Genomic DNA, 16,975 nt, shown 5'->3' with positions numbered 1-16,975 from the left:
CCGTGATCACTCGCCCCAAAACAGCTCCAGCCCAATGCCGCTCCGCAGACCTCATTTGACCCGCCAGTGCCTTGCCGAAAGCAAGGGGAGCGCAGCGGAGTGGCAGAAGAACCCAATTGGAGTCACTATTGGGAGAGGAGTTCGAGGGATTGGGTCCGTTAACGGTCGCATGGTGTGCAAGTTTCGATCACGGGTGTCACGAAACCCGGCACAGCGCCGATTTCGGCGGGTTAGCCTCCGCACGCGCCGCAGAAAGATGCGCAACGCGACCCGTTTCGCGCTCAACCACAGGTGGGACGCGCCAGACGTCAATGACATCAGGAAGGCTGTGAGTCAGATGCCGTCTCAGGACGAAAAGCGCCACAGGCTCGAAAATGACCTCCGTCAGCACACGCATCGCGTTGAGTGCATCCAGGATGAGCTCCGGAATCTCAACAATGAGTTGAGGATTCACAACATCCTGCTATCGCTTGGTCGTAACGAGAAACTCCTGGCTTTGCTTGATCGGCTGCGCGACGATGAGGGCCTGATGCGGGAAGCACGCAAAGGTGGCCGCTCGTTCTTTGAAGAGAGGGGCGTCGAGCTACCCTCCGAGATCCAGACAGTGACCAGCGCCCCCACAAATCAGGGGACCAAGTTTCGCGGCATCTTCCTAGACGATGCTGGGCGCGAGTTCGAAGTGGCATGGGACACCCACAACGGATACGGCGGCATGCATCCCGAGCTACGCGAAGCCAGGAAGAAGCCGCTAAACCTTTCCCTCTCCTACGAGAAGGTGCGCACTCAGCTGAGCACGGACTTCACTCTAATAGGGAGTGGATATTCCCCGGGAGGGCAAGTCGCGATCGGTATCATTAAAGAACCGGGGAAATCTGTTGAGACCACTTCGCTTGGGAATGTGACCGCTCACCCAAGTGCTACCAACCCAAACATTGGCGTCTTTCGGTACTTCTATCGGGCCTGGTACCTACCGCCACCGGACCCTCAGACTAGGAGCCCTCTTTTCGCCGCCAGGGACGTGACGCACGATCAGGGTACTGTTACAGCGGTCCCCAGCTCGCTTTGGTACCCCCTGCTTTGACCCCGCGTCGTCCAGCGCCCGAGCGTACGCAGATCCTACGGATCGAAGAGTTCTGGCATCCACGTCTGACATCAACCACGCCGGACGGGGATGCGCACCAGCACCTCTACGTTGACGCCCCACAGAGCAACGGCAGTAGCCGGGAGGGGGCGTGATCGAACTCCTAATGCGGTGCTCGCACCATGCCACCAATGGCGATCGCCGCGGCCGATGCCTAGGAGCCTCCGTCGAGTTCGACTGGCGGAGGCTCCTACCCGCGGGGAGCCAGTCAGGGGACGCAGGGCGTTGAAGCATTACCTTCGTACAGGCCGTCCACGGCCTTCCGGGCCCGTGCGTCGCTACTCGGCATGAGGTGCGTGTAGACGCGGAGCGTGAACCCCGGATCGTTGTGTCCGAGGTAGTTGATCTTTGCGAGCGTCGTTGCTGCAAGGTGGTGGGTGCGGGCCGACACTGCCCAGCAGTCGCTACGGTCCGCGCCGCGCCGTGCCGCTCGCTCCTCCAGCTCTTGCGCGGTCTGGAGGAGCGCGGGAAGTGCGGCGATGACGCTGCCGAGCTGCCCGCCCTGGTAGTCGTTCCAGGCCTGCTCCACACGCACGGCCACGGGCGCCGGCGTAGGGAGTTGCACCTCAGCCTCGGGACCGAAGAGCAGACGAGACAGCCGGCGCGGGCTCATGAGCGCGTCACGCACGGCTGGGACGTCGTCCTGCTGTTTCTCGTCTTCCATGAGCACGGTCTGACCGAGCAAATCTCCCAGGGGCACGCGCAGGATGCGCGACAGCTCCGCGAGCATGTCGATCCGGGGAGGCTTCCGGCGCCCCGTCTCGATCTTCGCCAACCAGTCCGTGCTACGCCCGACCAGACCGGCGAGCACCTCTTGCGTGTAGCCGCGACGCTTCCGGTAGAACGCGATGCGCTCGCCGATGCTGAGGTGATCTCCAAGACCACGCATTACGTGCTGCCTCCTGCGGGTTGTAGGGGCCTGTCTCACGGTACAGAGCTGTTGACGGGGCAGGTAGTTGGCCTCGCTTGTTGCTTGGCTGAACAAGAATGTCGGTTCCTGGCGGCGGTGACCCGGACACAGTGTCCGGGTCACCGCCGCCAGGAACCGACATGCAGCAGTGGCTAGGCAGTACGCAGGTCCTTCGTTCGATATTCGATCACTAGAATTATATTTCCGCGCCCCACTCCTACGCGGCTCAGTAAGATGTTCACCTCACTGCAGAAGAAGGGCAGGCTGCCGATGGAGAACGTGGTTATTCCCGCAAACCTGAGTGGTGGAGAGGCTGACAAGTTCGCACTTTCTATCGCATCCGTCACGCTCGAAAATGGTCTCACTTTGAATCCGCCATCGCGTGGCGTGACAGTAGTAGTAGGTGGCAATAATGTTGGCAAGTCGACGTTGCTCAAGCAGATTTCAGCCCTCTCTTCGCGAAATGCCGGTGAGGCGGTAGGGCCGGCTCGCTGGCGGCTTGTAACAGACATTCGTTTTAATGTCTCGGGTACTTCCAGAGATCTTTGCGCGTGGCTCCTTGCGCATGGGAATGTGTACATGCAAAACGGATTGCTTTGGTTTGGTACGCAGGGGCATGGAGGTGCGCATGAACATCATGTTCGGCAATTCGGTGAAATGGATCAAGGGCGAGTAGATAGGCTCTTGCCCTTGGTGAGTTCATTCATGCTATTTGCGGACCCGTGGGAGCGGGTAGGAGCTATTCAGCCCCAGGAGATGAGGGAGTCTGTAGAAACGCCTCCGAAAAATGTGATGCACCACCTAGAGGACTCGGTGCAGATGTTGACTGAAGTGCGAGAAATCTGTCGTGAAGTATTTCGTCTTGACTTGACGCTAGACACGTTGGCTCGAATGATTCAGTTGCGTGTAGGAAGGGTGGCGATTTCTGCACCCCCTGCCGATGCTATCTCGTCAGAATATCGAAAGGAGGTTGCGAGCCTTCCGCCGCTAATGGAACAGGGGGATGGGATCAAAAGTTTGATCGCGCTCATCCTCCCCATTGTGACTGCCGAACATCCCATTGTCCTGATTGACGAACCGGAAGCTTTCCTTCATCCGCCACAGGCCACCGCCCTCGGGAGAATCCTGGGTAGCCTTGCAAAGAGGAAGGGGATTCAAGTGATTCTAGCGACGCATGATAAAAATCTCCTGACCGGGCTCCTGGCCTCCGACTCGGAGGTTTCCATTGTCCGTCTCGATAGAACCCTGGAGGGTACCTCGCGGGCTCATCAGCTTGCCGTTGAGGATGTTCGGGAGCTTTGGGGTGACCCGTTGTTGAGGTACACGAATACGCTGGATTCTCTCTTTCATCGGCTTACTGTTGTTGCCGAGGCCGATCAGGATTGCCGGTTCTATGCAGCTGCGCTCAATGAATATGAACCTCGGGCGAATGTGCCGATTCCGGCCAGCGATGTTCTATTCGTTCCGTCGTACGGTAAGGCGGCAATCTATAAGCTGGTTAAGGCGCTGCGAGCCATCCATGTCCCAGTTGTTGCGGTTCCTGATATTGACATTTTGAACGACGAGGTGACCATTTCTCGATTGGTCGAAGCGTATGGCGTCGACTGGAATCTGCTGAAGCGTGACTATAGAGTCGCGACCCAGTCTTTTCGGGGGTCTCGAAATCCGGCTACTCTGCGTGATGTGATCGCGGCGGTGCAGTCTGTTTTCGCAGGGAGAGAGGATGAGAAATATAGTGACGATGCAAAACGCGAGGTTCTGGCTCAAATTCGAGCGCAAGAAAGCCCATGGAGCCTACTCAAGAAATTCGGCGAAGCGGCGTTTGAGGGGCAGTCTGCTGTCGCGGCGGAGCAGCTAATGAAGCGTCTGGATGAACTCGGAATTGTGCTTGTGAGGGTGGGTGTACTTGAGAAGTTCGCTCCGACTTTGGGTGTTGCTAAAGGGCCAGCTTGGCTGACCGCTGCGCTGGCGGCAGGGGCGCACAGGGGAGACCGGGCACGGGAGCACATCAGGCGTTGCCTATCCCCGCTCAACGTCTCTTCGGAGTGAGGCCCGGATGGTCATCTGCTGGCCTCGGCGCCGGGCCGTCTGTGGGCCGTCGAAGGGTGGCCCACAGCGACCAACAACGACCAATGACGGCCGTTCGATCTCAGGTCAGTGCTGCGCAGACGTCGATCGCCTGAGGTCGCCCCGGGCCGCCGTCACTTCCTGCGCAACAAGCGGCAGGAGTGGGAGGAGTACCGCAGCGAGGTCACGGCCTTCGAGCTGCGGAAGAACCTGCCGGTGCTGTAGGGCGGGAGCGCTGGGTTTCTCCTCGGTAGGAACGGCGTCCGGGCCGGCGGCATGGTGCCGTCGGCCCGGAGTCGTGTGTGGTCCCTGTTGCCGGAAAAAGATGTGCTTTTTGTGTTGACTTGCACCATTTCGGCGAGAAGCGTGAGGTCGAGACGCGACAGTTCGACACCGCACTGCCGCACGGCCCGATCGACACAGGAGGCTGAGCGGAATGACAAGCAGAGCCCCGGTGAGGCGGATCGCCATGGCGCTGGGCGCCGGTGCCGCCGTCTGCGCACTGAGCCTCGGCGGCGCGGGCTTGGCCGATGCCAAGATCCAGCCGGTCGACACGCAGTGCACCAACAACGGAGGCCACCAGCCCGGAGGACAGCAGCCGAGCTGCGGCGGCAACGGACTCACCCAGGAAACCGAGAACCAGAACCCCTCGGGCCACGCACCGCCCGGACAGAACTGAGCAGCCCGCACTCCACGGGCGTGGACAGCAGGACAGGACACGACCGCCGCGGCACCGAGGAGCCGCGGCTTTCCCGTGCCGTCCCGCTGTCCCCGCTACCCCTGCTGCCGGGCCAGCTGCGCGAGCACCTGGTGCAGGGGCTCGGTCTCCCGGCGCTTGTACTCCTGGATCGCCCAGCCGTTGCCGTCCGGGTCCTTGAAGTACATGAAGGTGGCGCCGTCCTGCGGGGCGAACTGGACCGGCTCGCTCACGTCCAGGCCGCGGGAGGTGAGCTCCTCGTACGCCGCCTTCGCGTCCGTCACGCACAGCTGCATGCCGTGGTACGTCCCGGGCTGTGGGGTTCCCGTCGGGACTTGGAGGCCGTCCACCAGGGCGATGGAACAGCCGGATCCGGGCGGGGTCAGCTGGCAGATGCGGACGCCCTCCATCACCTCGCCGTCCAGATCCACGTGGAAGCCGACCTTGTCGCGGTAGAACTCCTTCGCGCGGTCCACGTCCGTGACCGGCAGCAGGATGACTTCGAGGCTCATGTCCATGGCGTGACTCCCTTGTCGACGTCGGTGCATCGGGCCGTTCTCAGAAGCGCCACCGCGTCTGGCTGAACGGCTGTCCCTTACCGAAGCCGAAAACGGTGCGCGGCGCCACCGCATAGACGACAGCGTGTCCCGGTCCGTGATGGAAGTAGCCGTCCCGCACCTCGAAGCGCCAGAAGTCGCCGTACTTCGCCTCCCACGCGGCGGCCAGTTCACGCAGCCTCGTGTCGTCGGAGACCCGCACCGCCTCGCCCTCCACCACCAGGTCGTAGCCCTTGTCCCAGATGTTGGTGCCGGTCGTCAGCGTCACGTGCACGTTGTGCGCGAGGTTCTTCGCCTTGCGCTCCTCCGGGCCGGTGCAGAAGTGCAGTGCGCCGTGCGCCCACACGGCAGGCAGCGGTGTGACGTGCGGGCGCCCGTCCGGCCGTACCGTCGAGATCCAGAACAGCTCGGCGGAGGCCAGCAGCGACTCCGCGTCGGCCCAGGAGTGCGCTGTCGCGTCGGGGTCGCTGTAGCGCGGGTCGAGGTGGGTCTCGGGTTCCTTCTCGGTCATCACAGAGCCTCCGGCTCGGGGAACACCCGGGCCACCGCGGCGGTCCGGCTCGACACCCCCAGTCTGCCGAAGGCGTTCTCCAGATGCTTGCGAACGGTGCTGGGGGAGACCACGAGCTGTTCGGCGATCTGCGCGGTGCTCATGCCGACCGCCACGCAGCGCAGCACGTCCAGTTCGCGGTGGGTGAGGCGGACGGGCTGCCGGCGTCGGCGGGCCGCGACCTTGTAGAGGTCGTACAGGTGGGGGGCCAGCATGCGCAGGGTGGTCATCTCGTGGTCGGTGAAGGCATTCCTGTCCTCGCGGAAGAACTGGAAGACCCGGGTGCGGTTCGGCGCGGTCGACAGCGCGACGGACGCGATGGTCGGGTGCGGGGCGAGGAACTCCGTGTAGATCGGCAGGCTCCGCAGCTCGCGCACCGAGCGGAAGTCCGCCATCTGTGTCGTCTCGGGAACGTCGTGCGGCCTGCAGACCTGGAGGCACTGGGTGTGCTGATGGCGCCAGGTCCAGTACCCGTCCATGTCGTCCTCGGCCTCGTCCTCGTCGCCGATCGCCTGGGCGTTGAGCTCCCTCCTGGTCGGGATGTCCAGCTCGCAGAAGCTCGCCGCGTCGCACGGAATCAGCCGCATCAGTCCCGGCAGCAGGCACTTCGGGGGCACCCCGCCCCCGTCGAGATCCTGCCGGGCCTCCTCCAACAGGTCCGCCATGCGGCGCAGATGGGCCTCGGCGGTGGTGCGGGGTGGGGTCATGTCGGCCTCCCCGGGCCGAAGTACGGGCGCTGACTCGACGCTACGCCGGGCCCGTTCGCGCCGCCCCGGGATTCGCCAAATGGCGAATGGGCGGGCGGCGTGGCAGCGCGCACGCTCGTCATCGGGCGACCGGCTCGGCCGCCCGGAGTCACGGAGGCAGCCCATGCGCTCACATCCGCACCATCGTCCTGACGGCCGCGCGCACCGGCACGCGGTGCTCGTCGCGGCCGCCGTCCCCCTGGTCCTCGCCCTGCCGGCCACCGGCTGCGACGCGTCGACCACCTCCGGCGCGGCCGGCGCGCGGGCCGACGCCGCGTTCTCGTCCGTACGGTTCACGCTGGGTGCCCGGGGTGACATCGAGGTCGCCGGCGTGTCCCGTACGGCGGTCACCCGGGCCGGGGACCGCGCCGTGACCGGCGGCCGCGCGTACCCCTTCGACCGGACCCCGGGCAAGCTGCTCGTGGTGCTCCGGCACTGGCCACAGGGTCAGCGGGCCGCGCGGGACGCGATGCGTCTGCTGCCGCCGCCGGACGACGTGGCGATCGAGAGCGCCTACCTCGTCGACACCGGTGACTGGGCGCTGGCCGAGCTCGACGGTCACCCGGTGCAGTGGCTGCGCGGCGGGACGATCCGTGTGGACGCGACGAAGGCGGGGGCCGTGGAACGCGTCCACCTCACCCTGTCCGGACCGCGCGGGAGCCGGCCGGGGCAGGTCACGCCCCCGCCGGACGAGCGCGCGTGCGAGGACGTCGAACCGGGCGTGAACCGGTACGTCGTCCTCCCGGAGGTCGAGTCGGGCACGGACGTCGCGGAGGTCCTCGCGCGGTTGCGGGAGCGGTGCCTCGACGTCCAGTACGTCTCCATGCCCGGCGGGGTGAACCGGGGCACCGTGTGGTGGGTCGAGATACCGGTCGCCGGCCCCGCGGCCCCGGTGGCCGAGCTACCGCCCCCCACCGACGGCACCCCCACCCACACCCCCGTCCCGGGCGACAACATCCTCACGGACCCGTCCCGCCCGACAACGGTGGTGGTGGTCCACTGACACCCCCTGACGCGACACCGGGCCCGGTTTCCCCTGCCCGCGCCGACCCGACCCGCTGCTCCAGCCGGCCAGCACCCGTCCGCGCCTCACCACAGCCCCGGCTGGGATTCCCCCGCCCGCTCCCCAGGGGGACCCCTGGCCGGGAGCCCACTGTCCGCGGCCCCCGGGCCCTGGCCGGGAGCCCACTGTCCGCGGCCCCGCTGGGCCCTGCCCGGGAACCCACCCTCCACGCCCCCGCTGGGCCCCGGCCGGGAACCCACCCTCCACGCCCCCGCTGGGCCCCGGCCGGGATTTCACCGTCCACACCCCGCTTGCTCCCTCGGCCTGGAACGCCTCACCCACGCCCCGGACCCCAGCCGCAGATCCCCGTCCACGCCTCGCACCCAGCCGCGGGACCCATCCACACCCGGCCGCCCCCCCGAGCCCCACCCAACAATCCCCGGCCGCCCCCCGAGCCCCCACCCGAAAATCCCCACCCGCCCCCACCCCGAAATCCCCCCACCCGCTCCCCGGCGCTCATCCCCCGCTCTCCGGTTACGCTCGATCGACACGACCTAGATCGGACAGGAGGCCGGGGATGACCGCGGCGCCGGGGCGCAGGAGCAGTACCTTCTCGCGGCTGTTGCGGCACGGCTTCACCGATCCGTCGGCCGCCGAGCGGCTGCTGGAGAGCGCGGAGCTGAGCGCCGTACGCAATGACCCGGTGCTGCTGGAGGCGCTCGGCGCGACCGCCGACCCCGATCTCGCGCTGCACGGTCTCGTACGGCTGCTGGAGGCGCAGCCCGACCGGGAGCTGCTCGACACGGTGATAGCGGCGAAGCCGTTCCGCGACCGGCTGCTCGGGGTGCTCGGCGCGTCCGCCGCGCTCGCCGAGCATCTCGCCCGGCACCCCGGCGACTGGCAGGCCCTCGTCACCTACGAGCCGCGCGACCTCCATCCCGGTGTGGAGGAGTTCGAGCGCGGGCTCGCCGAGGCCACCGACCCCGTCTCCTTGCGCGTCGCCTACCGCCGCTGTCTGCTGTCCATCGCCGCCCGTGACGTGTGCGGCACCACCGACCTCGCCGAGACCGCCGCCGAGCTCGCCGACCTCGCCACCGCGACCCTGCGCGCGGCCCTCGCCATAGCGCGGACGGCCGCCCCCGAGGACGCGGCGCTGTGCCGGCTCGCGGTGATCGCGATGGGCAAGTGCGGTGGCCACGAGCTGAACTACGTCTCCGACGTCGACGTGATCTTCGTGGGCGAGGCCGTCGACGGGGCCGACGAGGGCAAGGCGCTGCGCGCCGCGACCAAGCTCGCCTCGCACATGATGCGTGTCTGCTCCGAGACCACCGTCGAGGGTTCCATCTGGCCCGTCGACGCCAACCTGCGGCCCGAGGGCCGCAACGGCCCGCTCGTGCGCACCCTCTCCTCCCACCTCGCCTACTACCAGCGCTGGGCCAAGACCTGGGAGTTCCAGGCCCTGCTCAAGGCCCGCCCGGTCGCCGGTGACATCGAGCTGGGCGAGAGCTACGTCGAGGCGCTCGAACCCCTCGTCTGGAAGGCCGCCGAGCGCGAGAACTTCGTCGCCGACGTGCAGAAGATGCGGCGCCGGGTCGTCGAGAACATCCCCGTCGCCGAGCTCGACCGGCAGCTCAAGCTCGGCCCCGGCGGTCTCAGGGACGTCGAGTTCGCCGTGCAGCTCCTGCAGTTGGTGCACGGCCGCGAGGACGGTTCGCTGCGCAGCGGCACCACGCTGAAGGCCCTGCAGGCCCTCGCCGCGGGCGGCTACGTCGGCCGCGCCGACGCCGCCCAGCTCGACGAGGCCTACCGTTTCCTGCGCTCCATGGAGCACCGCATCCAGCTCTACCGGCTGCGCCGCACCCACCTCGTCCCCGAGGACGACACCGACCTGCGCCGCCTCGGCCGCTCCCTCGGCCTGCGCGCCGACCCGGTGACCGAGCTGAACCGCGAGTGGAAGCGGCACTCCTCCGTCGTACGACGACTGCACGAGAAGCTGTTCTACCGGCCGCTGCTGGACGCCGTGGCCCAACTCGGGGCCGGGGAGATCAGGTTGAGCGCCGGGGCGGCCCGGGAGCGGCTGGTCGCGCTCGGGTACGCCGACCCGGCCTCCGCACTCAGGCACCTGGAGGCCCTCGCCTCCGGTGTCACCCGCAAGGCCGCCATCCAGCGAACTCTCCTTCCGGTCCTGCTGGGTTGGTTCGCCGACTCCGCCGACCCCGACGCCGGGCTGCTCAACTTCCGCAAGGTGTCGGACGCGTTGGGCAAGACGCCCTGGTATCTGCGGCTGCTGAGGGACGAGGGCGCCGCCGCCGAGAACCTCGCACGCGTCCTGTCCGCCGGACGCCTCGCCCCCGATCTGCTGATGCGCGCACCGGAAGCCGTGGCCCTCCTGGGGGACGGCGACGGCGGCGGACTGGATCCGCGCGGGCGGGCCGGTCTCGAACAGGAGATCCTCGCCGCGGTCGGCCGCGCGGAGGGCGCCGTCCAGGGCGTCACGGCGGCCCGTGGCGTCCGCCGCCGCGAACTCTTCCGTACGGCTGCCGCGGACATCGTCGGCTCCTACGGCACCGAGACCCAGCCGGCCGAGCCGGACCAGGGCGCCCTGGTGGAGCGCGTCGGCGCCGCCGTGTCCGACCTGACCGCGGCGACCCTCGCCGGCACCCTGCGCGCGGTCGTCCGGGAGGGCTGGGGCGACACCCTGCCGACCCGGTTCGCCGTGATCGGCATGGGCCGCTTCGGCGGTCACGAACTCGGCTACGGCTCCGACGCGGACGTCCTGTTCGTCCACGAGCCGCGCGAGGGCGTCGAGGAGCGGGAGGCCTCCGAGGCCGCCAACAAGGTCGTCTCCGAGATGCGCCGCCTGCTCCAGATCTCGAGCGCCGACCCACCGCTGCTCATCGACGCCGACCTGCGCCCCGAGGGCAAGTCCGGGCCGCTGGTGCGCACGCTGACCTCGTACGCGGCCTACTACCGCCGCTGGTCGCTGGTCTGGGAGTCACAGGCGTTGCTGCGGGCCGAACCGGTCGCCGGGGACGAGGAGTTGGGCCGCCGGTTCGTCGAACTGATCGACCCCCTGCGCTATCCGACGGCGGGCCTCGGCGACGACGCCGTACGTGAGATCCGGCGGCTGAAAGCGCGCATGGAGTCCGAGCGGATGCCGCGCGGCGCCGACCCGAAGCTGCACACCAAGCTGGGGCCCGGCGGTCTCTCGGACGTCGAGTGGACGGTCCAGCTGCTCCAGATGCGGCACGGGGCGCGGGTCGCGGAGCTGCGCACGACCCGTACCCGCGCGGCCCTCTCCGCGGCGCGGGACGCCGGGTTCGTCTCCGCGGACGAGGCCCAGGTCCTCGACGAGGCGTGGGTGCTGGCGACCCGGGTGCGCAACGCGGTGATGCTGGTACGGGGACGGGCCGGGGACACGTTTCCGACGGAGGCCCGTGAGCTCGCCGCGGTGGGGCGCTACCTGGGGTACGGGCCGGGGCACGCCGGAGACATGCTGGACGACTACCGGCGCACGGCCCGGCGGGCGCGGGGCGTGGTGGAGGAGCTGTTCTACGGGGCGTAGGGAACGCGCAGGGTGCCCTTCTTGTCCGGCACGACCTTCGGCAAGGCGTACGGCAGCGCCCCGTACCAGATCCGTGCCACCGCGAAGCCGAACAGCAGGCACAGGATGCCGCCCACCGCGTCGAGCCAGAAGTGGTTGGCGGTGGCCACGATGACCAGGAGCGTCGCCGCCGGGTAGAGCAGGCCGAGAACGCGTACCCACGGCACCGACGCCAGCGCGAAGATCGTCAGGCCGCACCACAGGGACCAGCCGATGTGCATGGACGGCATCGCCGCGTACTGGTTGGACATGTGCTTCAGATCGCCGGAGGCCATCGAGCCCCAGGTCTGGTGGACCATGACCGTGTCGACGAAGTTCCCGCCGGTCATCAGCCGCGGGGGCGCCAGCGGGTACAGGTAGTAACCGACCAGTGCCACACCGGTGGTCGCGAAGAGCACCAGACGGGTCGCCGCGTAGCGGCCGGGATGGCTGCGGTAGAGCCAGACCAGGACACTCAGGGTCACGATGAAGTGCAGGGTCGCGTAGTAGTAGTTCATCCCGACGATGAGCCAAGTCACGGAGTTCACCGCGTGGTTCACGGACTCCTCGACCGCGATGCCCAGATGGTGCTCCATCCGCCAGATCCAGTCGGCGTTGCGCAGCGCCTCGGCCTTCTGCTCCGGCACCGCGTTGCGGATCAGCGAGTACGTCCAGTAACTCACCGCGATCAGCAGGATCTCGAACCACAGGCGAGGCCGGCGCGGGGTGCGCAGCCGGCGAAGGAGATTCGGCCGGTCCGCGGCCGTGAGGGAGTCAGGAGCGGCCGCATTCTCGCGGTCTTCCAGACTGGTCACGGTCGAGTCACCCATAGACACAAAGTCTGCCAGAGACGCCTTACCCCACCGATCATCCTCCGGTCGGGTTCGGGTCGCATGTCCTACAACGGGAAGACTGTCACTTTCTCCTACCGGGGCACTGTCGACAGCCCGGTTTCTCCGCCTTACGGACGACTGCGGTCCCCAGGGGCCGAAGCCGTCGAACCCCGCACCACCAGCTCCGGCATGAACACGAACTCACTGTGCGGCGCGGGCGTTCCGCCGATCTCCTCCAGCAACGTGCGCACCGCCGCCTGCCCCATGGCCGGCACCGGCTTGCGGATCGTCGTCAGCGGCGGGTCGGTGAAGGCGATCAGCGGGGAGTCGTCGAAGCCCACGACCGACACGTCCCGCGGCACCTCCAGACCCCGCTGCCGGGCCGCCCGTATCGCGCCCAGCGCCATCATGTCGCTCGCGCACACCACCGCGGTGCAGTCACGGTCGATGAGGGCGGTGGCGGCCGCCTGGCCACCCTCCAGGGTGTACAGGGAGTGCTGGACGAGGTCCGCCTCGACGGTCGCCGCGGCCAGGCCGAGCTGGTCCTGCATGGTGCGGACGAAGCCCTCGATCTTGCGCTGGACCGGCACGAAGCGCTTGGGGCCGAGCGCGAGGCCGATCCGGGTGTGCCCCAGCGACACCAGATGGGTCACCGCCAGCGACATCGCCGCGCGGTCGTCGGGGGAGATGAACGGCGCCTGCACCTTCGGCGAGAAGCCGTCCACGAGCACGAAGGGCACGCCCTGCGCCCGCAGCTGCTCGTAGCGCTGCATGTCCGCGGAGGTGTCCGCGTGCAGCCCGGAGACGAAGATGATGCCCGCCACGCCCCGGTCGACGAGCATCTCGGTGAGCTCGTCCTCCGTGGAGCCGCCCGGGGTCTGGGTGGCGAGGACGGGCGTGTACCCCTGCCGGGTCAGCGCCTGGCCGATGACCTGGGCCAGCGCCGGGAATATCGGGTTCTCCAGCTCCGGGGTGATCAGGCCCACCAGGCCCTCGCTGCGCTGCCGCAGTCGTACCGGGCGTTCGTAGCCCAGTACGTCGAGCGCGGCCAGCACGGACTGTCGAGTGGTGGCGGCGACACCCGGCTTCCCGTTGAGGACGCGGCTGACGGTCGCTTCGCTCACCCCCGCCTGAGCAGCGATGTCGGCTAGCCGTGTGGTCACGGCACCGGACTGTACCGGCCGTATCGTCATCGCGGTCCCTCTGTTCTGGTCGGCGCCCCTTGTCCCGCAAGGGGATGATTCCCGCAAGGGAGGGGGATGGCAAGAGCTTGCAGAGTCTTGCACAACCTGTAGTCGTCCCGCTCAGGCCCGTAAAACAAGGGTCTCGCGACGGTCGACGAGGGGTCACGACGGGGTAACTTCCGCGGTCTCTTGCACTTTTTTTCTGCAAGGTCTTTCGCAAGCCTTGCATCGCTGTTACGTTCCCACTCGCCCGGCGGCCGCAAAGGCGCAGTCGGCAGACGGGGAGGGCAGACGGGACCTCTCTCCCCGCACCACACGGGCTTTCACCCTCAAGGAGAACTCATGCGGCGTGGCATAGCGGCCACCGCGCTGGTGGCGTCGTTCGCCCTCGCGGCGACGGCCTGCGGCGGAAGCGACAGCGGCGACAAGGCCGACGGTCCGGTCACCATCACCTGGTGGGACACCTCCAACGCCACCAATGAGGCGCCGACGTACAAGGCCCTGATCAAGGACTTCGAGGCCGCCAACAAGAACATCAAGGTCAAGTACGTCAACGTCCCCTTCGACCAGGCGCAGAACAAGTTCGACACCGCCGCCGGCGCGAGCGGTGCCCCCGACGTGCTGCGCTCCGAGGTCGGCTGGACCCCGGCCTTCGCCAAGAAGGGCTACTTCCTGCCGCTGGACGGCACCGAGGCCCTCGCCGACCAGGCCAAGTTCAAGTCCAACCTGATCGAGCAGGCCAAGTACGACGGCAAGACCTACGGCGTGCCGCTGGTCACCGACACCCTCGCCCTGGTCTACAACAAGCAGCTCTTCGCGAAGGCCGGCGTCGAGGCCCCCAAGACCTGGGACGACCTGAAGGCCGCCGCCGCCACGATCAAGTCGAAGACCGGCGTCGACGGCTACTGGGGCTCCACCCAGGCCTACTACGCGCAGACCTTCCTCTACGGCGAGGGCACCGACACCGTCGACGCCTCCGCCAAGAAGATCACCGTGAACTCGGCCGCCGCCAAGAAGGGCTACGGCACCTGGCTGAGCCTCTTCTCCGGCAAGGGCCTGCACAAGGCCGACACCACCGCCGACGCCTACGCCCACATCCAGGACGCGTTCGTCAACGGCAAGGTCGCCGCGATCATCCAGGGCCCGTGGGAGATCACCAACTTCTACAAGGGCTCCGCGTTCGCGGACAAGGCCAACCTCGGCATCGCCACCGTCCCGGCCGGCTCCACCGGCAAGGCGGGCGCCCCGACCGGCGGCCACAACCTCTCGGTCTACGCCGGCTCGGACGCCGCCCACCAGAAGGCCGCGCTGAAGTTCGTCAACTTCATGACCTCCGCGAAGTCCCAGTCGACCATCGCGCTGAAGAACTCCACGCTGCCCACCCGCGACGACGCCTACACCGACCAGGTCAAGGCCGACCCGGGCATCGCCGGCTACGGCACGGTCCTCGCAGCCGCCCAGCCGCGCCCGGCCCTGCCCGAGTACAGCTCCCTGTGGGGCCCGCTGGACACCGAGCTGCCCAAGGTCGCCGGCGGCAAGGAGTCCCTGGACAAGGGTCTGAGCAACGCGGAGACCGCCATCGCCAAGCTGGTGCCGGACTTCAGCAAGTGAGTCCGCGTGGCCGCCGGATCTCCCGGTCATGGGGGGAGAGATCCGGCGGCCACCGGTCTGTGTCGGCCCCGCCCGCGGGGCCGCGTCGCCCAGCCACTTCTCAGAGCCGCAGAACTTCCAGAAGGTGTCGAACATGACAGTCGCCATCGACCGCGCCACCGGCAAACGCCACGGTGACCGCGCGCCACGGCCCGGGCTGGGCCAACGCCTGAAGCACAGCTACCACAAACACTGGTACGCCTACGCGATGATCGCCCCGGTGGCGGTCGTCCTCGGCGTCCTCGTGCTGTACCCCCTGGTCTACGGCGTCTACCTCACGCTCACCGACGCCACCAGCCTCAACACGGCCCGCACGATCGGCGTCAACCACATCGACGCCACCTACAAGTTCATCGGCCTGGACAACTACGCCGACATCCTGTGGGGCGACACCGCCTACGACCGCTTCTGGTCGCACTTCATCTGGACGATCGTCTGGACGGCCCTGTGCGTCGCGCTGCACTACTGCATAGGGCTCGGCCTCGCGCTGCTGCTCAACCAGAAGCTGCGCGGACGCACCCTGTACCGGCTGATCCTGGTGCTGCCCTGGGCCGTGCCGACCTTCGTCACCGTCTTCGGCTGGCGGTTCATGCTCGCCGACGGCGGCATCATCAACAGCGCCCTGGACGCACTGCACCTGCCGAGCCCGTCCTGGCTGGAGGACACCTTCTGGCAGCGCTTCGCCGCGATCATGGTCAACACCTGGTGCGGAGTGCCGTTCATGATGGTCTCGCTGCTCGGCGGACTCCAGTCCATCGACGCCTCCCTGTACGAGGCCGCCGAGATGGACGGCGCGACCGCCTGGCAGCGCTTCCGGTACGTCACCCTCCCGGGCCTCAGGAGCGTCAGCTCCACCGTCGTACTGCTCGGCATCATCTGGACGTTCAACCAGTTCGCCGTGATCTTCCTGCTGTTCGGCAACACCGCGCCGGACGCGCAGATCCTCGTCACCTGGGCCTACTACCTGGGCTTCGGACAGCAGCCGCGCGACTTCGCGCAGTCGGCCGCGTACGGCATCCTGCTGCTGGCCATCCTGATCGTCTTCACCTCCTTCTACCGCCGCTGGCTGAACCGCAATGACCAGCAGCTCGCGATCTGAGGCAGGAGCCCCCATGAGCACGTCCACAGTCGAGAACCCGGCCACGGTGAGCGAACGGCCCGCCGAGGCGCCCCGCCGGATCCGCCGCCGCGGTGAGCAGAGCCTCGCCGGCTCCTTCGTCTCGCACGGCATCCTGATCGTCGCGAGCCTCATCGCGCTCTTCCCGATCACCTGGCTGGTCTTCCTGTCCCTCGGCCCGGACAAGGACGACTACCTCCACCCGGGCGGCATCTGGAAGAAGATGACGTTCGACAACTACTCGTTCGTCCTCCAGCACACCGAGTTCTTCAGCTGGCTCAAGAGCTCGCTGATCGTCTCGCTCGGCACCACGGTGATCGGTGTGCTGATCGCCGCGACCACCGGGTACGCCGTGTCCCGCATGCGCTTTCCGGGCTACCGGAAGTTCATGTGGGTGCTGCTGGTCACCCAGATGTTCCCGGTGGCCGTACTCATGGTGCCGATGTACCAGATGCTCTCGGACCTCCAGCTCATCGACAGCTACCTTGGGCTCATCCTCGTGTACTGCACGACAGCGGTGCCGTACTGCGCCTGGCTGCTCAAGGGATACTTCGACACCATCCCCTTCGAGATCGACGAGGCCGGACGCGTCGACGGGCTGACCCCCTTCGGCACGTTCGCGCGGCTGATCCTGCCGCTCGCCAAGCCGGGACTCGCGGTCGCCGCGTTCTACAGCTTCCTCACCGCCTTCGGTGAGGTCGCGTTCGCCTCGACGTTCATGCTGTCCGACACGAAGTACACGTTCGCGGTGGGCCTGCAGAGCTTCGTCAGCGAGCACGACGCCCAGCGGAACCTGATGGCCGCGACCGCGGTGCTGATCGCGATACCGGTGTCGGCGTTCTTCTACCTGGTGCAGAAGAACCTGGTGACCGGACTGACCGCGGGCGGCACGAAGGGGTAGTCCGACCGTCGTTCGGCCACGGCGCCGCCGTGGCCG

At 67.6% G+C, this 16,975-nt stretch carries 15 protein-coding genes; 9 read left to right on the top strand and 6 right to left on the bottom strand.

Going from position 1 to position 16,975, the window contains the following annotated elements; genetic code table 11:
• The first annotated feature begins 256 nt into the window (after window positions 1-256).
• Entirely contained in the window at window positions 257-1,081 is an 825-nt protein-coding gene (locus tag IOD14_RS34575; protein ID WP_212672376.1) for a hypothetical protein, read from the top strand.
• 268 nt (window positions 1,082-1,349) lie between these two features.
• On the opposite strand, the gene IOD14_RS34570 is transcribed toward IOD14_RS34575, so the two are convergent.
• Window positions 1,350-2,030, bottom strand: coding sequence for a helix-turn-helix domain-containing protein (locus IOD14_RS34570; protein ID WP_249126128.1), 681 nt, complete (start codon window positions 2,028-2,030; stop codon window positions 1,350-1,352).
• A 255-nt stretch (window positions 2,031-2,285) separates the two neighbouring features.
• On the opposite strand from IOD14_RS34570, the gene IOD14_RS34565 reads away from it, so the two are divergent.
• The 3 genes from IOD14_RS34565 (at window position 2,286) to IOD14_RS34555 (ending at window position 4,797) form a co-directional block, all read left to right on the top strand.
• Window positions 2,286-4,100 (top strand): AAA family ATPase, encoded by a 1,815-nt coding sequence (locus IOD14_RS34565; protein WP_212672375.1) that lies wholly within the window; start codon window positions 2,286-2,288, stop codon window positions 4,098-4,100.
• Between the two features lie 108 nt (window positions 4,101-4,208).
• Window positions 4,209-4,343 (top strand): glutamine synthetase, encoded by a 135-nt coding sequence (locus IOD14_RS44585; RefSeq protein ID WP_249126127.1) that lies wholly within the window; start codon window positions 4,209-4,211, stop codon window positions 4,341-4,343.
• 211 nt (window positions 4,344-4,554) lie between these two features.
• Entirely contained in the window at window positions 4,555-4,797 is a 243-nt protein-coding gene (locus IOD14_RS34555; RefSeq protein ID WP_212672374.1) for a hypothetical protein, read from the top strand.
• 95 nt (window positions 4,798-4,892) lie between these two features.
• Here the strand turns inward: IOD14_RS34555 and IOD14_RS34550 are convergent, their stop codons facing one another.
• From IOD14_RS34550 to IOD14_RS34540, 3 genes are read right to left on the bottom strand one after another with little or no spacing between them, the layout of a single operon-like run.
• Window positions 4,893-5,333, bottom strand: coding sequence for a VOC family protein (locus IOD14_RS34550; protein ID WP_212672373.1), 441 nt, complete (start codon window positions 5,331-5,333; stop codon window positions 4,893-4,895).
• 40 nt (window positions 5,334-5,373) lie between these two features.
• Window positions 5,374-5,883 carry a pyridoxamine 5'-phosphate oxidase family protein gene (locus IOD14_RS34545; protein ID WP_212672372.1) on the bottom strand — a complete coding sequence of 170 codons (510 nt, stop codon included), beginning with the start codon at window positions 5,881-5,883 and terminating at the stop codon, window positions 5,374-5,376.
• Window positions 5,883-6,629 carry a helix-turn-helix transcriptional regulator gene (locus IOD14_RS34540; RefSeq protein WP_212672371.1) on the bottom strand — a complete coding sequence of 249 codons (747 nt, stop codon included), beginning with the start codon at window positions 6,627-6,629 and terminating at the stop codon, window positions 5,883-5,885. Before IOD14_RS34540 ends, IOD14_RS34545 begins: the two co-directional genes overlap by 1 nt.
• A gap of 163 nt (window positions 6,630-6,792) precedes the next feature.
• Here IOD14_RS34540 and IOD14_RS34535 point away from each other — a divergent pair, with 163 nt between their 5' ends.
• Both IOD14_RS34535 and IOD14_RS34530 read left to right on the top strand, forming a co-directional pair.
• Window positions 6,793-7,671 carry a hypothetical protein gene (locus IOD14_RS34535; protein WP_123988731.1) on the top strand — a complete coding sequence of 293 codons (879 nt, stop codon included), beginning with the start codon at window positions 6,793-6,795 and terminating at the stop codon, window positions 7,669-7,671.
• A 577-nt stretch (window positions 7,672-8,248) separates the two neighbouring features.
• Window positions 8,249-11,236: a bifunctional [glutamine synthetase] adenylyltransferase/[glutamine synthetase]-adenylyl-L-tyrosine phosphorylase gene (locus IOD14_RS34530; protein WP_212672370.1), complete on the top strand. Its 2,988-nt coding sequence runs from the start codon at window positions 8,249-8,251 to the stop codon at window positions 11,234-11,236.
• On the opposite strand, the gene IOD14_RS34525 is transcribed toward IOD14_RS34530, so the two are convergent.
• On the bottom strand, window positions 11,224-12,084 hold the full coding sequence (locus IOD14_RS34525; protein ID WP_212672369.1) for a phosphatase PAP2 family protein: 861 nt from the start codon (window positions 12,082-12,084) through the stop codon (window positions 11,224-11,226). The two genes, IOD14_RS34530 and IOD14_RS34525, sit on opposite strands and share 13 nt — an antisense overlap.
• Window positions 12,085-12,215: 131 nt before the next feature.
• Complete coding sequence (locus tag IOD14_RS34520; protein WP_280843768.1) at window positions 12,216-13,250, bottom strand: LacI family DNA-binding transcriptional regulator; 1,035 nt, start codon at window positions 13,248-13,250, stop codon at window positions 12,216-12,218.
• 363 nt (window positions 13,251-13,613) lie between these two features.
• On the opposite strand from IOD14_RS34520, the gene IOD14_RS34515 reads away from it, so the two are divergent.
• From IOD14_RS34515 to IOD14_RS34505, 3 genes are all read left to right on the top strand, one after another.
• Window positions 13,614-14,882 carry an extracellular solute-binding protein gene (locus tag IOD14_RS34515; protein ID WP_123988727.1) on the top strand — a complete coding sequence of 423 codons (1,269 nt, stop codon included), beginning with the start codon at window positions 13,614-13,616 and terminating at the stop codon, window positions 14,880-14,882.
• Window positions 14,883-15,015: 133 nt separating this feature from the next.
• Window positions 15,016-16,020: a sugar ABC transporter permease gene (locus IOD14_RS34510; protein ID WP_212672368.1), complete on the top strand. Its 1,005-nt coding sequence runs from the start codon at window positions 15,016-15,018 to the stop codon at window positions 16,018-16,020.
• Between the two features lie 13 nt (window positions 16,021-16,033).
• The gene (locus IOD14_RS34505; protein WP_123988725.1) at window positions 16,034-16,939 is read left to right on the top strand and encodes an ABC transporter permease subunit; all 906 of its coding nucleotides are present in this window, start codon (window positions 16,034-16,036) and stop codon (window positions 16,937-16,939) included.
• The last annotated feature ends 36 nt before the right edge of the window (window positions 16,940-16,975 follow it).

Origin of the sequence: Streptomyces sp. A2-16, assembly GCF_018128905.1 — a bacterium.
Taxonomy (GTDB): Bacteria; Actinomycetota; Actinomycetes; order Streptomycetales; family Streptomycetaceae; genus Streptomyces.
Note: the sequence above shows the minus strand (reverse complement) of the source record. Positions and strands in the feature narration are given on the sequence as shown.

What these genes read in the sequence shown, in the direction of transcription:
- IOD14_RS34575 (WP_212672376.1), top strand. Translation starts at nt 257, where the DNA reads ATGCGCAACGCGACCCGTTTCGCGCTCAACCACAGGTGGGACGCGCCA.
- IOD14_RS34505 (WP_123988725.1), top strand. Translation starts at nt 16,034, where the DNA reads ATGAGCACGTCCACAGTCGAGAACCCGGCCACGGTGAGCGAACGGCCC.
- IOD14_RS34565 (WP_212672375.1), top strand. Translation starts at nt 2,286, where the DNA reads ATGTTCACCTCACTGCAGAAGAAGGGCAGGCTGCCGATGGAGAACGTG.
- IOD14_RS34540 (WP_212672371.1), bottom strand. Translation starts at nt 6,629, where the DNA reads ATGACCCCACCCCGCACCACCGCCGAGGCCCATCTGCGCCGCATGGCG.
- IOD14_RS34550 (WP_212672373.1), bottom strand. Translation starts at nt 5,333, where the DNA reads ATGGACATGAGCCTCGAAGTCATCCTGCTGCCGGTCACGGACGTGGAC.
- IOD14_RS34530 (WP_212672370.1), top strand. Translation starts at nt 8,249, where the DNA reads ATGACCGCGGCGCCGGGGCGCAGGAGCAGTACCTTCTCGCGGCTGTTG.
- IOD14_RS34545 (WP_212672372.1), bottom strand. Translation starts at nt 5,883, where the DNA reads ATGACCGAGAAGGAACCCGAGACCCACCTCGACCCGCGCTACAGCGAC.
- IOD14_RS34535 (WP_123988731.1), top strand. Translation starts at nt 6,793, where the DNA reads ATGCGCTCACATCCGCACCATCGTCCTGACGGCCGCGCGCACCGGCAC.
- IOD14_RS34525 (WP_212672369.1), bottom strand. Translation starts at nt 12,084, where the DNA reads ATGGGTGACTCGACCGTGACCAGTCTGGAAGACCGCGAGAATGCGGCC.
- IOD14_RS34570 (WP_249126128.1), bottom strand. Translation starts at nt 2,030, where the DNA reads ATGCGTGGTCTTGGAGATCACCTCAGCATCGGCGAGCGCATCGCGTTC.
- IOD14_RS34515 (WP_123988727.1), top strand. Translation starts at nt 13,614, where the DNA reads ATGCGGCGTGGCATAGCGGCCACCGCGCTGGTGGCGTCGTTCGCCCTC.
- IOD14_RS34555 (WP_212672374.1), top strand. Translation starts at nt 4,555, where the DNA reads ATGACAAGCAGAGCCCCGGTGAGGCGGATCGCCATGGCGCTGGGCGCC.
- IOD14_RS34510 (WP_212672368.1), top strand. Translation starts at nt 15,016, where the DNA reads ATGACAGTCGCCATCGACCGCGCCACCGGCAAACGCCACGGTGACCGC.